The organism is Rhodococcus sp. P1Y (assembly GCF_003641205.1).
In the GTDB taxonomy this organism is placed as follows: Bacteria; Actinomycetota; Actinomycetes; order Mycobacteriales; family Mycobacteriaceae; genus Rhodococcoides.
Genome location: NZ_CP032762.1, coordinates 2,192,435 through 2,206,458, shown reverse-complemented (window position 1 = coordinate 2,206,458; position 14,024 = coordinate 2,192,435). Strand labels below are relative to the sequence as shown.

Sequence of the window (14,024 nt, the reverse complement as noted above, 5' to 3'; positions counted from 1 at the left end):
TCCGTCGCGGGAACTTTGAGGCCGAGTCGATCAGGGGTTGCGCCGAGTCGTCGGTATTGTTATTGTCGAACACACGTTCGATGACTGGGGGGTCTCGTGGAAGCATCAGAGGTACTGGAGTTCGTAGCGCGCCTGCAACACATCACCGAAGTGCCCGATACGAGGAGCGCGATCGATCTGATCGAGGCGTTGGAAACGGTCAAATCCGCGTCTGCAGCCCTCCAGGCATCCGCCAGTGACGCGGTCGCGACAATGACCTCCGCCGAACGCAAGGCAATGGGCAAACCAAAATCCGCATGGCGCACCGGAGTTGCTTCCCAGATCGGACTCGCTCGACGAGAATCACCGAACAAGGGCGGCCGATACCTGAGGCTTGCACGCGCGCTGGTTCACGAGATGCCTCACACGCACGCCAGATTGCTAGCCGGTGATCTCAACGAATGGCGCGCGTCGATTCTTGTCCGCGAGACGGACTGCCTGACCGCCGATGACCGACGCGAGATAGACAAGCGCATGTGCTCCGATCCCTCGGTCCTGAAGAACAAGGGCGACAACGCTATCGAAGCGACAGCTCGCGCGTTGGCAGCCGAACTCGATGCGTCCGCGGTCGTCGAGAAGAGAGCAAAAGCGTTCCGTGAACGACGCACCGGCAGTCGGCCACTTCCCGACTGCATGGGTGAGTTCAGCACTCTGACCTCGATGGACCGAGTCCTCAGCATGTGGGCGACGCTGCGCCGCGATGCCGACTCCATCGCGGGTGTCGGCGACGAACCACGCACCCGCGATCAAATCATGGCCGACCTCGCGTACGAGCGCATCACGGGCGCTGCCACTGCGACTGCCGGAGCACCGGTAGCCGTAAACCTGGTGATCTCCGACGAAACACTGCTCGGTGCAGGCACCAAGTCGGCACACCTCGACGGCTACGGCGACATTCCGGCAGCGATAGCTCGGCATCTCGTCAGCGAGGCCTGCACAAACTCGAACGGCAAGAAAGACGTCACCACCCTGACATTGCGCAGGTTGTATGCGAATCCCGACTCAGGAGCGTTGACCGCGATGGAATCGAAGTCACGGCACTTCCCTACCGGCCTGGCTCGACTGATCGATGTGCGAGACCGGAGCTGCCGGACACCGTGGTGCGACGCACCGATTCGCCACCGTGACCACATCCTCCCCCATGCACGCGGCGGAGAGACCAGCGCCCACAACGGGGCGGGATTGTGTGCCGCGTGCAATCAGGCCAAGGAAGCGGAGGGGTGGAAGTCCGAGCCACGGCCGAAGAAGGCGGGAGTCGTTCACATCTACGACTTCGAGACCCCGACCGGCCACGGTTACACCTCGGAGGCGCCGAGGATGCCGGTGGCGAGGAGGTACCCCTCGTTCGTCGAGGACGATCTGGTCCTGGAGTTGGGCTGGGCGGCGTGAGTGCCTGATGCGTCACTCGGGGAAGGTTTACGGGGAGTGTGCGGTTACACTCGTTGACGATGTGCGTAGCTGCACGTCAGACGTCGTGGAATGCTTCTACTTCCGCCCGGCTTCGGCCGCGTAGTCCATGTGCACCCTGCACAGGCTTTTCTTACGGCGATCGAAACTGCCCACCGGCAGTCTCGCCACCTTTGCATTCTCGGGCCATAGCCCATGGGTGCAACACCCTGCCCGAAAGGCGCAACCCATCACTATGACTACCTTTGCTTCACTCGGCGTGCCGCACGCGCTCGCCGACGTACTCAGCTCACAGGGCAAGAACGAGCCCTTCCCCATCCAGGCCGACACCCTCCCCGACACCCTTGCAGGACGCGACGTCCTCGGGCGCGGAAAGACCGGCAGTGGCAAGACCCTCGCCTTCGCCATCCCGATGGTCGCCAGGCTCGCCGGACAGCTCCCCGGCAACCGCAAGCCAGGTCGTCCGCGCGGCTTGATCCTCGCGCCGACCCGTGAACTTGCAACCCAGATCGCCGTCGCCATCGAACCTCTGGCTGCCGCCTACAAGCTCAAGGTCACCACGATCTTCGGTGGCGTCTCGCAGAACCGTCAGGTCTCCGCGCTCAACGGAGGCGTCGACATCGTCGTCGCTTGCCCGGGACGCCTCGAAGACCTGATGAAGCAGCGCCACGTCACACTCGACGGCGTCTCGATCACCGTCCTCGACGAGGCCGACCACATGGCCGACCTTGGCTTCCTCCCCGTCGTCACGCGCATCCTCGCCGCCACGCCGGCGAAGGGACAGCGTCTGCTGTTCTCGGCAACACTGGACAACGGCGTCGACAAGCTCGTCAAGCGATTCCTCACCGACCAGGTCACGCACTCGGTCGACGAGGCCACCTCACACGTCGAAGCCATGACCCACAGCGTGTTCGAGGTCGACGGCGTCGAAGCCAAGAAGAAGCTCGTGCAGCACCTCGCGTCGGGAACCGGTCGCCGGATCCTGTTCATGCGCACCAAGCACCAGGCGCGCAAGCTTGCCAAGCAACTCACCGACGCCGGAATCCCGTCGGTCGATCTGCACGGCAACCTGTCCCAGGCCGCGCGTGACCGCAACTTGCTCGCGTTCTCCTCGGGTGACGCTCGCGTGCTGGTCGCCACCGACGTCGCCGCTCGTGGCGTTCACGTCGACGACGTCCAGCTCGTCGTGCACGTCGATCCGCCTGCCGAGCACAAGGCCTACCTGCACCGCTCGGGTCGTACCGCGCGCGCCGGAAGCGCCGGAGACGTCGTCACCGTCGTCCTGCCGGAGCAGCGCAAAGACACTGCAATTCTTCTGCGCAAGGCCGACATCAAGGTGACGCCCATCCGTGTCACCTCGGACTCGCCGCAGGTCGCCGAGCTCGTAGGCGAGCAGGCTCGCTACGTCGAACCCGCACCCAAAGCAGCAGCCCAGCCTCAGCGTCAAGGGACCCCACGTCGCAGCGGTGGCGGTGGCGGTGCCCCTCGCGGTGGCGGCAACGCTCGCAATGGAGCATCACGCCGAAACAGCAGCCAAGGCACGGGCAGTGGTCATAGCAGTGGCCACAGCAGCGGTCAGGCAAAGCCGGCCGGCCAGGGCGGCGGAGCGCCGCGCCAGCATGCTGCAGGCGGAGGCCGCAGCCGTCGCCCCGCAGGACCTGCGTCGAGCAGGACCCGCTAGCCTGTTTCACCCCGAGAACGACGAGCCGGAAGTGCCTGCTGCACAGGTGCTTCCGGCTTCTCTCTGTTGGGTACAGGTTCGAAGCGAATTCAGAGCACTCGGGCGTAGCAAAGCGAGGTCGGCTCGTCGACGTACGGTCCGAAGGGATCGATCTTCGAGTACCCTTCGCGCTCGTAGAACCGCACGGCATCTGGCTGTCCGGAACCAGTTTCCAGCTTCAGAACCCGGATGCCCAGACTTCGCGCACAGCCTTCCAGCTGACGCAGGATCGCGACGGATGCGCCTCGGCCTCGCTCGGCTGGGATGACGTACATGCGTTTGATCTCCGCTTCGCCCCGGTCCAACAGCCGCAAGGCCCCGCAGCCGATTCCGACGGCGTTGTCGTCCCGAGCTACGACGAACACGGCGACGTCGTCCATCGAGGGAGCATGACCGGGCTCATGGTTGCTGTTTCCGTACCTGGCGTCGAGTTCGGCTCGCTGCGCAGCGCGAAGCTGGGCACCGACCGGGGTATCCCAGCTTTCTTCGTCCACGGTGATCACTGAGGTACGCCTCTCTGATGACAGTTGGCGTGAGTCTAAGTCGCGTGCTGGCACACTGGACAAGTGACCGACAGCTCCGCCGACCATCGCACGTCAAAAGCCCTGACACCCATGGAGCTGGCGACGGCGGCCGTGATGAGCAGCTTCGCTGTTGCACTCTCGGTCGTGGCGATGGTCGTGCCGATGGCAACCGCGTTGCAGATCGTTGCGGCGGTACCCATGGCCGTCGTCGTGCAGCGTCACCGGACCCGCGCACTGGTAGCCGCAGCGATCGCAGGAATACTTGTCGCATTCGTGGCAGCAGGCACAACCACGGCGTTCACCGTCGCGATGTCGGCGCTCCTCGGCGGCATCGTCGGCAGAGCGAAACGCAAGAAGCAGGGATTGCTGTCGGTTCTGCTCACCTCGTTCGTCGTCGGGCCGTCGATCGGCCTGATCACCGTGGCAATCCTGTTCGTGCTGACGCCACTTCGCGAACTGTTCCTACGCACCATCGAGAACACGATCGAAGGCGTCGCAAGGCTGATGTCGCGAACGGACGTGTTGGTCCCCGCCGCCGACTTCCTCCGATCGACGGTCGGGACCATCTTGGACAACTGGTGGTGGTGGATCCTCGGTACGACGACGTTCACCATCATCGTCAGCGTCGCCCTGACCTGGCTGATTCTCGGCGCGGTTCTCGACCGGCTGGCGACGATCCCCGTCGGCGACAACCTGCCCACATCGACCGTCGGCACTGTGGGCCCACTTCCGTTGCGGCTGACCGGGGTCGGCTATCGCTACGACGGAGCACGCTCGAACGCACTCGATGGAATCGACTTGACCGTCGAGGTCGGCGAATTCATCGCGATCGTCGGACACAACGGATCCGGCAAGTCCACCTTGGCGCGAATCCTTGCGGGCCGAGCGCCGACATGGGGCACGGTCGACAGACCCGGCGCGGCGGGACTCGGCGTGGAGGGCGGAACAGCAGTCGTGCTTCAGCGTCCCGAAACCCAGGTTCTGGGAAGCCGCGTCGCCGACGACGTCGTGTGGGGTCTGAGTCCGGACGTTGAACTGAACCTCGATGCACTGCTCGCCGAAGTCGGCCTCGATGGAATGAATACGCGGGAGACAGCATCACTGTCCGGCGGCGAACTGCAGAGGCTCGCGGTGGCGTCGGCGCTCGCACGACGCCCTGCGCTCCTCATCGCGGACGAGGCAACGGCCATGGTCGATGCCGAAGGCCGCGCGTCTCTGGTGGCACTGTTGTCGTCCTTGCCGAAACGACACCCGATGTCGGTCGTACTCGTGACGCATCAGGAATCGGAGACTTCCGCTGCCGACCGCGTCGTTCATCTCTACGAAGGTGTTCAGGCTCAGCACAGTCCCGAATGGATGCGCGCACAGTTCACCACACCGCGCTCGGTAGATTTCCGCGTCGGCAAACCGCTGATGGAATTGAGCAAGGTCGAGCACACCTACAACCGCCGAACTCCGTGGGCGCAGCGCGCACTCGACGGTGTCGATCTGTCGATCTCCGCGGGTGACGGGATCTTGATCCTCGGCGGCAACGGCTCGGGAAAGTCGACGCTCGCCTGGATCCTCGCCGGTCTGACCACCCCGACGCGCGGTACGGCACTGTTCGAGGGCAAGCCCATTTCGCAAGACGTCGGCGCCGTCGGCTTGGCCTTTCAACACTCACGCCTGCAGTTGCAACGCCGCACGGTGGCCGAGGACATCGAGTCTGCCGGTGGCCCGGAGGTCGGATCCGCGAAAGTCTCTCGCGCGATGGATGCCGTCGGATTGGACCGACTGCTCGCAAGCCGCGAAATCGACTCACTGAGCGGCGGCCAGATGCGACGTGTCGTGCTCGCCGGGCTCGTCGTCAACAGGCCACGTTTGCTCGTTCTCGACGAACCCCTCGCGGGTCTCGATCCACCTGGACGCAACGAAATCATCGAAGTTCTCGCATCCCTTCGCACTCAGGGGATCACGATCGTCGTGATTTCGCACGACGTGGACGGAATGGACCGGGTGTGCGACCGCGTCGTCACCCTCGACACAGGTGTTGTGGTCCGAGACCACTCGACGAGAGGAGTGGCGTCGTGACCACCGTCGTATTGCGTCAGGTTCCCGGCAGCTCGCCGATTCATCGACTGTGGGCCGGAACCAAGCTGATCGCGGTGCTGCTGATCAGCGTCACCATCGTCGTCGCACCCTCGTGGATTTCGATCGGGACCATCGTCGGTCTCCTGCTCGTCGCCGCGATCGTCGCCCGGGTACCACCCACCGCGATTCCTCGTCCACCGGTGTGGATCTGGTTCCTGTTCCTCGTCGGCGCACTCGTCAACTTGCCCATCGGAGTCGACGCTGTGCTGCTGTTCGCACGCTCGGTCGTCTTTGCATTCGTGCTACTCGGGGCGTCGTTGATGATCGGGTGGACGACTTCGATGAGCGATATCGCCCCCGCCGTCGCCACGCTGGGGGCTCCACTGAAAAAGCTGAGACTGCCCATCGACGAGTGGGCAGCGACGATGGCTCTGTGTCTGCGCTCGCTTCCGCTTCTCATCGAAGAAATGCGCACGATGCTCGCCGCTCGAAAGCTACGGCCCAAATCGGTGCTCAACAGCGCAGCGGACAACTCGATCATCGACCTCATCACCGCGGTCATGTCCATCGCGATCCGCCGCGCGACGGAAATGGGAGAGGCCATCACAGCACGAGGCGGAACCGGGCAGATTACCGCGTACCCGGCACGACCCCGGCTCCCTGACGCCGTCGCCCTCGCAGTGGTAGCGCTGTCCTGCACCGCAGCCGTCGTTCTGACGTTCGTGTAGCTGCGGTTACTCTCCGCCGATCCGCTGTGTCCTGCTGTTGAGGGCTTGGACGAACACGTCGGGAATGTCACGTGGGTCTTCGGCGACGTAGCTGGTGCCACCGGTCGCTGCTGCAATCCTCTGCAGCGCAACAGGGTCGGCATCGGTGGTGATCCCCACCGTGACGATGACAATGGGCCTGACCGGGTCCTGCTCACGTTCGAGTGTGGCGATCAATTGGTCGAGGCTCGGGCTACCCTGGTCTTCGTTCGTGCCGTCGGTCAAGAGGATCACACTGTTGACGAACTTCGGGTCGTATCCCTCCTTGACTCGTCGGAACGCCGCGAGCGTCGTGTCGTAGAGTCCGGTCCCGCCGTTGACGAGTGCAGGCAGACCGCGAATCGCGGTCAGGATGGCCTCGCGCTGAGGAAGCCCGTTGACCACGTTGGTCACCGGTCCGAGCGGCACCAGCTCGCGGTAGTCCTGGCTGCCGCCACCGAGTCCGATCGAGAACGCCCACAAACCCATCTCGGTTTGGTCGCTGAAGAGGTCGTTGGCTCCGACGCTGGCCTCGACGGTCAGCGCGATTCGGGTGGAATCACCCGATTTCGCGGCCATCGAGCCCGAGACATCCTCGACGACAAGGGTTCGCAGCGGCAACGCGAGAACGGACCAATCTCGCAGTGTCGTTTCGATCGCCAACGGGTTCTTCAACTCGAGCGCAGCGGACGGTCCGACCCCTCTGCCGTCGGACAGCGGGATGGCACTCGCAGGGCGAAAACCTGCTGCGGACAACGCATCTGCGCTTGTCGCGTTAGCCAGCACCGATGACAGTGCAGCGCCTGCATCCTTCACGCGGTCGTAATCCGGTCCCGCAGCCGCGGTCACCGCCAGCGGATAATTCAGAAAGTAGCTTCCGGTCGGCGGAACCACCGGAGTCAGCGGAGTCGCTGGATTGGCGGCGTTGTACGCGACCACGCTCTGCTCGGTCGCGACGCTCGTACCGCCCTCGGCAGCAACTTGATTCACCAAGTCAGCTGTGTCGTGAGGCTGATCCGCGATTCGCCCGAAGTCCTGCGCTTTCGGTACGAGCGCGGCGGACACCGCCTTGGCGTCCGAGATCGCGACCTCCGATTCGGCGAGCGCTCCCAGGATCGACGCGAGCGACGCACTGCTGGTAAGTGGGTCGCCGATCCGCTGGTCAGGAGCTTGGAGTACCTGAAGCCAGGTAGCCGGCGGAGGCGCGTCACCCTCACGTGCAACCACGACGGGCAATGTATTCGCTACGGAGGACTTGGCAACCTCGGGCAGGGCGCCGGTGGACCTCAGCGTCTTGAGCAACCACAGCGTCGAGTCCGGGATCCAGAGGTCCGGCCGAGTTCCGGCAGTGCCTGCCAACTCGGTGGCAGTATCGGTCGGTGCCTCGGCGCGAACCTCGAAGTCGGTGCACCCTCGATCGACCACATCGGTCGCCGAGAGAACATCCGACACGACTGGAGCAATGGTGGGATCGACGGCGAGCGAGACCTGACCGACGGAATCGCAGCCGGCCCCGTTCGCGCGGAAAGCCTGGACCCCGAAGTAGCCGCCCGCCACCACGACGACCGCCACGATCACGATCGCTGCACCGGCGAACACCGGACTTCTGCGAGTCCCTACTCCATGATGACGCCCCGACATTGTCTTCGATCCCCCGTCTCCTCGCGCCGAGCAAACGGCAGAAACCAAACTAGCCGTTCATTCAGCGACCTGCGCGGCTTTTGAGAGCATTCACAAACACATTGGGTATTTCGGCCGGATTGCGCGCCAAGAAGCTGGTTCCGCCGGTGGCGGCGGAAATCTGCTGGAGAACTCCGGCGTCGGCGTCCTCGGTGATTCCGATCGTCACGATGATGACCGGCTTCGTCGGATCTTGCTCGGCGCGCAACGTGGCCAGCAACTCGTCGAGGGAAATACTGCCCGGGTCCTCGTTCGAGCCGTCCGTGAAGACGATGACACTGTTGATGTAATCGGGGTCGTACCCCTCTTTCACCGTCCGAAATGCAGCCAGTGTCGTGTCGTAGAGGCCGGTACCGCTACCGACCAGGCCAGGGAGAGAACCCGTTGCACGCAGCAAGAGGTCCCGCTGCGTGGTGCCGCCGACGGTCTCGTCGAGTCGCCGGATCGGAACCAGCTCCCGATAGTCCTGGTCGCCTCCGCCAAGTCCGACCGAGAATGCCCATAATCCCAGTGCAGCATTGTCGGGAAACAGACGATTGCCGGTATTGCTCGCCTGCACGGTCAATCCGATTCTCGTGTCCGCGCCTGCGCTGTAACCCATCGAACCGGAGACGTCTTCCATCACCAGCGTTCGAGAAGGAAGGGCGAGAACCTGGTAGCGACGAAGCGTCGTCTCGGCCGTCTGCTGATCGGAAATGACGAGCGGAGTGGTCTCGCCGAGCCCACGTCCGTCGCTCAGAACTGCGTTGTCGGGCCCACGAAAACCTGCCTCGGAGAGTGCCTGCAGGCCTGCTTCGGACCCGAGCGCATCGGCAACCGCGCGTCCAACGTCCTTGGCGCTGTCGTGCCGCTCCCCGGCAGGCTCGGTCACCGCGAGCGGATAGTTGAGGAAGAAGCTACCGGTGGGAGGCGCGGTGACTCCCAGGTCGGTACCCGTCGACTTCTCGTAGTCGACGAGTGTCTGCTCCGAGACGACGGCTACACCGCCCTCCGACGACATCTCGTCGAGACGGACGACTGGATCGGCCTCACCTCGGGTCGCGGCTTGGGCCTGGGCAATAGGCACCAACGCCGCGGACACGGAATCTACCGCGTCGGCGTCGGTTCCCGCCTCCGCGAGCGCACCGAGGATGGCGGCGTCGGAGACGGTATTGGTGAGCGGATTACCGATCCGCAGACCTTTGAGTTGCAGCGCAGTCAGCCAGGTATCGAAGAACGGCACCTCGTCCGTGCGTGCGGCGATGACCGCAGGCGAAGTGGCGACGGACTGACTGGCGACGTCGACGAGCGCCCCGGTTGCCCGGACCGTCTTGCCGACCCACAGCGCCGAATCCGGAATCCACAGCGCCGGCACATCGGCGCCCATCGACACCGATGCCGACACCGCACCCGAATCCGTGGCCGTGACCTCGACGTTCGCGCAGCCGAGATCCTCCGCCGAGGTATCCGCAACGACTTGCTCGACCACACCCGCGATGGACGGATCCGCAGCCAACTCGTATGTCGACGGGTCCTTGCATCCCGAACCGAATGCCTTCTGAGCGGCGAACACACCACCGGCAACGAGGACGAGAAGTACAACGGCCACCGCCGCGTACTTTACGAAACCGGATCTGGGCGACGCCTGTCCCGCACTGTGTCTACTAGGTGCGCTATGTCTACCTGGCATTGCAGAACCTCTCCGTCATGCAGCCTAGGTATACAAAGACTCGAAAGTCTTCATCGAATTCTCGATGTCGCCTTTGAGTGCTCGCGCAACGCCCGATCCGATGGGACCGAAGAGTGGTGCTCCACCGAGTTCGATGTCGAGCGTCAGGTCGGACCCACCGTTCTTACCTGCAGCAACGGACAACACGAGACCGATCTTGACACCGCCTTTTCCGCTGCCCTTCAACTTCAGCTTCTTCGGCGGATCGTAGTTTTCGATGGTCCAGCGCACCCTGTTGCGCATCCCCTTCACCGACGCCACCGACTCCAAGGTGGTGCCCACGGACAGTTGCTCGGGTAGGTCGCAACGCCACCCTTCGTGGATCGACAGCCACTTGTCGTAGTCGGCGAGATCGGACGCATGCGTCCACGCCGCCTCCGGGTCGAGGGGAACATTGACGGAAACCTTGAGCTTGGCCACGGTAGGGATCGTAACCACCCGAGTCAAGCATTCAGTGTGAGGTGGGCCTCATTCGCAGCTCATCTGCTGTGATACGTCCTAGCTCGCGCCGGTCTGTGGCGTCGTTCGCGCACCCTCCCGGCCGAAGTGGCGTTCGCACCCCTTGCAGCCAGGTCCAGTGGCGTTCGCACACTTTGCAGCCAGGTCCAGTCACAATCGCACAACTTGCAGACAACCGCACCGGTTGCTGCCTGTGCGGATGTATGGAACTTGTGCGAGTATCGCTGCCTCACTACGAAATTGGCGCACAATACACGAATTTCGTTTATCCACAGGTTGGTTATCCACATCTACCGCGCCGGGACGAATTCGTCCACGCTCATCGCATGAACTCCGACAAAGATCCGCTATTACTTCGACGCGAGCTCGTTCGGACGGGCACGACCGACAGCGACATTCGCTCCGCCACGAGGAAGGGGACACTCGGACGAGTACGACGAGGCGTATTCGTCCCGACCGACGTCCTCAGCGCATCGAGCCCGGAAGAGCTGCATGCGTTGCAGGTTCGCTCACACGCCGCCGCAGCGGGAAACCGCCTCGTCGCCAGCCATCAATCTGCGGCAATCCTGCATGGTCTGCCGATGTGGTCGCCGAACCTGGAACGTGTGCACTTCACGATCGACCGGCCGAACGGAGGGAGAAAGTCCCGAACGCGACACGTTCACCCTCCGAACGGAGGGAGAAAGTCCCGCACGCGACACGTTCACCCTGGGGTGCTGAAGTCGAACGATGTGGTCCACATCGGAGGGCTCGCGGTGACATCACCGAACCGGACCGTCGCCGACTTGTGCAGGAGCCTCGACTTCGAGGCCGCGGTATGCGTCGGCGACGCCGCGCTGGCCCAGGGTGTTGCCACAGCTGATGGTGTGGCCGACACCCTGAACCGCAGCGGCCGGCGAAGCCTCGCCAAAGCACTCCGTGCCCTCGAGTTTTGCTCCCCGCACAGCGAAAGTGTCGGAGAATCGCGCACCCGTGTGCAGTTGAGCCTGGCCGGAGTACCGGTCCCCACCCTCCAGGTCGACGTGTACAGCCCGAAGGGCGACTTCCTTGGACGGGTCGACTTTCTTTTCGAGGAGCTGGGCGTGATTTTGGAGTTCGACGGCAATGTCAAGTACTCGAAGTTCGTCCCGCTGGGGCAGACGCCCAGTAGCGTCGTGATTGCAGAGAAGAAGCGCGAAGATGGTCTGCGGTCATTCGGGTGGGTGGTCGTTCGGGTGTACTGGTCGGACCTCGAACACCCCGAGCGCTTGGTGGAGAAACTGCAACGCGCGTTCGATACGGCCCGAACCCTCCCGCGGCCGCAGACGATCCTCCGTCATGCAGCGTAAGTTCCAGTCCAGCAAATCTTCTCGCAGCACAAACAGGCAATCGCACACCTTCCAGACAACCGCACTGGTTGCACCCGGTGCGGTTGTCTACAACCTGTGCGGCAACACCCAGCAGACCCCGCAACCTGTGCGGCAACACCCGTCGGACACTGCAACCTGTGCGGCAACACCCACGAGCACCATCGACACACCTTTCATACAACCGCACACGGTGCAACCAATGAGGCTGCAACGTGTGCGGTCGGTAATCAAGCAAAACTCAGTGCGCAGACGCTTTCTCTGCACCGATGCCGGTGAGCGAACGAACTTCCATCTCGGCCTGCTTGGCTTTGCTCTCCGAATCCTTCGAGACATAGGTCCCGACGATGCCGAGGATGAAGGCCAACGGGATGGACACGATGCCCGGGTTGGACAACGGGAACCAGGCGAAGTCCGACCCCGGGATCATGGCGGTCTTCGAACCGGACACGGCCGGGGAGAAGATGATCAGCACGATCGTCGAGATCAGACCGCCGTACATGCTGAAGAGCGCGCCGGTGGTGTTGAAACGACGCCAGAACAGCGAGTACACGATGGTCGGGAGGTTGGCCGCTGCCGCTACTGCGAAGGCGAGGGCAACGAGGAACGCGATGTTCTGACCGTTGGCCAGGATGCCGAGGCCGATGGCGAGCGCGCCGATGACGACGGCCGTGATGCGGGAAACCTTGACCTGCTTCTTCTCGTCGACCTTGCCCTTCTTGATGACGCTGGCGTAGATGTCGTGAGCGAACGATGCCGATGCCGTGATGGTCAGACCTGCGACCACCGCGAGGATCGTCGCGAACGCGACTGCCGAGATCACTCCGAGCAGGATCACGCCGCCGAGTTCGAACGCGAGAAGCGGTGCGGCGGAGTTCTGTCCACCCGCCGATGCCAGGATCCGGTCGGGTCCGACGATGGCTGCGGCGCCGTAGCCGAGCACGAGGGTGAAGAGGTAGAAGGCACCGATGAGCGCGATGGCCCAGACGACGCTGCGACGGGCTTCCTTGGCGGTCGGAACGGTGTAGAAGCGCATCAGCACGTGCGGCAGACCGGCGGTTCCGAGCACCAGGGCGATGCCGAGCGAGAGGAAGTTGATCTTCGAGGTGGCGCTTCCGCCGTACTGAGCACCGGGCTCGATGACGTCGCGAGCTGCAACAGCCTGGTCGGCCGATCCCGCGACCATTGCTTGCGCGCTACCGAGCAGTTCGGAGAAGTTGAGGCCGAACTTCGCGAGGACGAGGACCGTCATGAATGCAGCGCCGGCGATCAGCAGGACTGCCTTGATGATCTGCACCCACGTGGTGCCCTTCATGCCGCCGACGAGAACGTAGACGATCATCAGAACACCGACGACGGCGATGACGATCGACTGTCCGGTGCGGTCGGAGATGTCGAGCAGGAGCGCAACGAGGCCACCTGCACCCGCCATCTGCGCGAGCAGGTAGAACAGCGACACCGTGAGCGTCGAGAGCGCAGCCGCGGTGCGAACCGGGCCTTGCTTGAGCCGGAAGCTCAGCACATCGGCCATCGTGAATTTACCGGTGTTCCTGAGCAATTCGGCGACGAGAAGGAGTGCGACGAGCCACGCGACGAGGAAGCCGATGGAGTACAGGAAGCCGTCGTAACCGTACACGGCAATGGCACCCGCGATACCGAGGAAGCTGGCTGCCGAGAGATAGTCACCGGCGATGGCGACACCGTTCTGCGGCCCGGAGAATCCGCCTCCGGCGGTGAAGAACTCGGACGCCGTGGCATTCTTCTTCGAAGCCCGAATGACGACGACCATCGTGATGATGACGAAGGCGGCGAAAATGGCGATGTTGACGAGTGGTTCGCCGACTGTCGTGTCGGCTGCTTGCGCGAGGACGTCGGAGCCCGCGGAATGAATGAGAGACAAGCTCATCTCTTGGCCTCCTGCGACGCGATCATTTCGTTGCGCAGTGCCTCTGCGCGCGGGTCGAGCTCACGGTTGGCGAACTTCACGTAGATGCCGGTGATGGCGAACGTGGTGACGAACTGACCGAGACCGAGCAGCAGCCCGACATTGATGTTTCCCCAGACCGGGGTGGACATGAAGCCGACAGCGTAGGTACTCAGCAGGACGTACACCACGTACCAGATCAGGAAGAACGCTGTCATCGGAAATACGAAGCTGCGCAGGCGTCGTCGTAGCTCTTGGAACTCCGGGCTTGCCTGCATGTCGATGAATGCCTGCTCGTCCGGTGGCGGAGACGTATCCGGTGTACTCACGTCGTATTGCTCCCTTGCCGTCATGTCACGGTCTGTGACTTGTAACCGAGAGCTGACGTTAGTGAGATCGAC

11 protein-coding genes are annotated in these 14,024 nt (G+C 63.4%); 5 read left to right on the top strand and 6 right to left on the bottom strand.

The annotated features are described in order from the left end of the window. Window positions 1-96: 96 nt before the first annotated feature. Window positions 97-1,428 carry an HNH endonuclease gene (locus D8W71_RS10300; protein ID WP_121113214.1) on the top strand — a complete coding sequence of 444 codons (1,332 nt, stop codon included), beginning with the start codon at window positions 97-99 and terminating at the stop codon, window positions 1,426-1,428. 253 nt (window positions 1,429-1,681) lie between these two features. Then, window positions 1,682-3,127 carry a DEAD/DEAH box helicase gene (locus tag D8W71_RS10295; RefSeq protein ID WP_121113212.1) on the top strand — a complete coding sequence of 482 codons (1,446 nt, stop codon included), beginning with the start codon at window positions 1,682-1,684 and terminating at the stop codon, window positions 3,125-3,127. Between the two features lie 89 nt (window positions 3,128-3,216). Here the strand turns inward: D8W71_RS10295 and D8W71_RS10290 are convergent, their stop codons facing one another. Beyond that, window positions 3,217-3,669, bottom strand: a complete 453-nt coding sequence (locus tag D8W71_RS10290; protein WP_121113210.1) for a GNAT family N-acetyltransferase — start codon at window positions 3,667-3,669, stop codon at window positions 3,217-3,219. A gap of 63 nt (window positions 3,670-3,732) precedes the next feature. Between D8W71_RS10290 and D8W71_RS10285 the strand changes: the two genes are divergently transcribed. Both D8W71_RS10285 and D8W71_RS10280 read left to right on the top strand, forming a co-directional pair. Continuing rightward, entirely contained in the window at window positions 3,733-5,760 is a 2,028-nt protein-coding gene (locus D8W71_RS10285) for an ATP-binding cassette domain-containing protein (RefSeq protein ID WP_236077827.1), read from the top strand. Then, the gene (locus D8W71_RS10280; RefSeq protein ID WP_121113208.1) at window positions 5,757-6,488 is read left to right on the top strand and encodes an energy-coupling factor transporter transmembrane component T family protein; all 732 of its coding nucleotides are present in this window, start codon (window positions 5,757-5,759) and stop codon (window positions 6,486-6,488) included. The genes D8W71_RS10285 and D8W71_RS10280 overlap by 4 nt, the downstream gene beginning before the upstream one ends. Before the next feature lie 6 nt (window positions 6,489-6,494). Here the strand turns inward: D8W71_RS10280 and D8W71_RS10275 are convergent, their stop codons facing one another. From D8W71_RS10275 to D8W71_RS10265, 3 genes are all read right to left on the bottom strand, one after another. Further along, window positions 6,495-8,147 carry a VWA domain-containing protein gene (locus D8W71_RS10275; protein WP_121113206.1) on the bottom strand — a complete coding sequence of 551 codons (1,653 nt, stop codon included), beginning with the start codon at window positions 8,145-8,147 and terminating at the stop codon, window positions 6,495-6,497. Window positions 8,148-8,208: 61 nt separating this feature from the next. Then, complete coding sequence (locus D8W71_RS10270; RefSeq protein WP_236077826.1) at window positions 8,209-9,774, bottom strand: substrate-binding and VWA domain-containing protein; 1,566 nt, start codon at window positions 9,772-9,774, stop codon at window positions 8,209-8,211. 105 nt (window positions 9,775-9,879) lie between these two features. Then, window positions 9,880-10,314, bottom strand: a complete 435-nt coding sequence (locus D8W71_RS10265; protein WP_121113202.1) for a type II toxin-antitoxin system Rv0910 family toxin — start codon at window positions 10,312-10,314, stop codon at window positions 9,880-9,882. Window positions 10,315-10,679: 365 nt separating this feature from the next. Between D8W71_RS10265 and D8W71_RS10260 the strand changes: the two genes are divergently transcribed. Then, complete coding sequence (locus D8W71_RS10260; protein WP_121113200.1) at window positions 10,680-11,681, top strand: hypothetical protein; 1,002 nt, start codon at window positions 10,680-10,682, stop codon at window positions 11,679-11,681. A gap of 259 nt (window positions 11,682-11,940) precedes the next feature. Here the strand turns inward: D8W71_RS10260 and D8W71_RS10255 are convergent, their stop codons facing one another. Further along, window positions 11,941-13,605 (bottom strand): solute symporter family protein, encoded by a 1,665-nt coding sequence (locus tag D8W71_RS10255; protein ID WP_121113198.1) that lies wholly within the window; start codon window positions 13,603-13,605, stop codon window positions 11,941-11,943. Further along, on the bottom strand, window positions 13,602-13,976 hold the full coding sequence (locus D8W71_RS10250) for a DUF485 domain-containing protein (RefSeq protein WP_201265312.1): 375 nt from the start codon (window positions 13,974-13,976) through the stop codon (window positions 13,602-13,604). The genes D8W71_RS10255 and D8W71_RS10250 overlap by 4 nt, the downstream gene beginning before the upstream one ends. Window positions 13,977-14,024 lie beyond the last annotated feature (48 nt).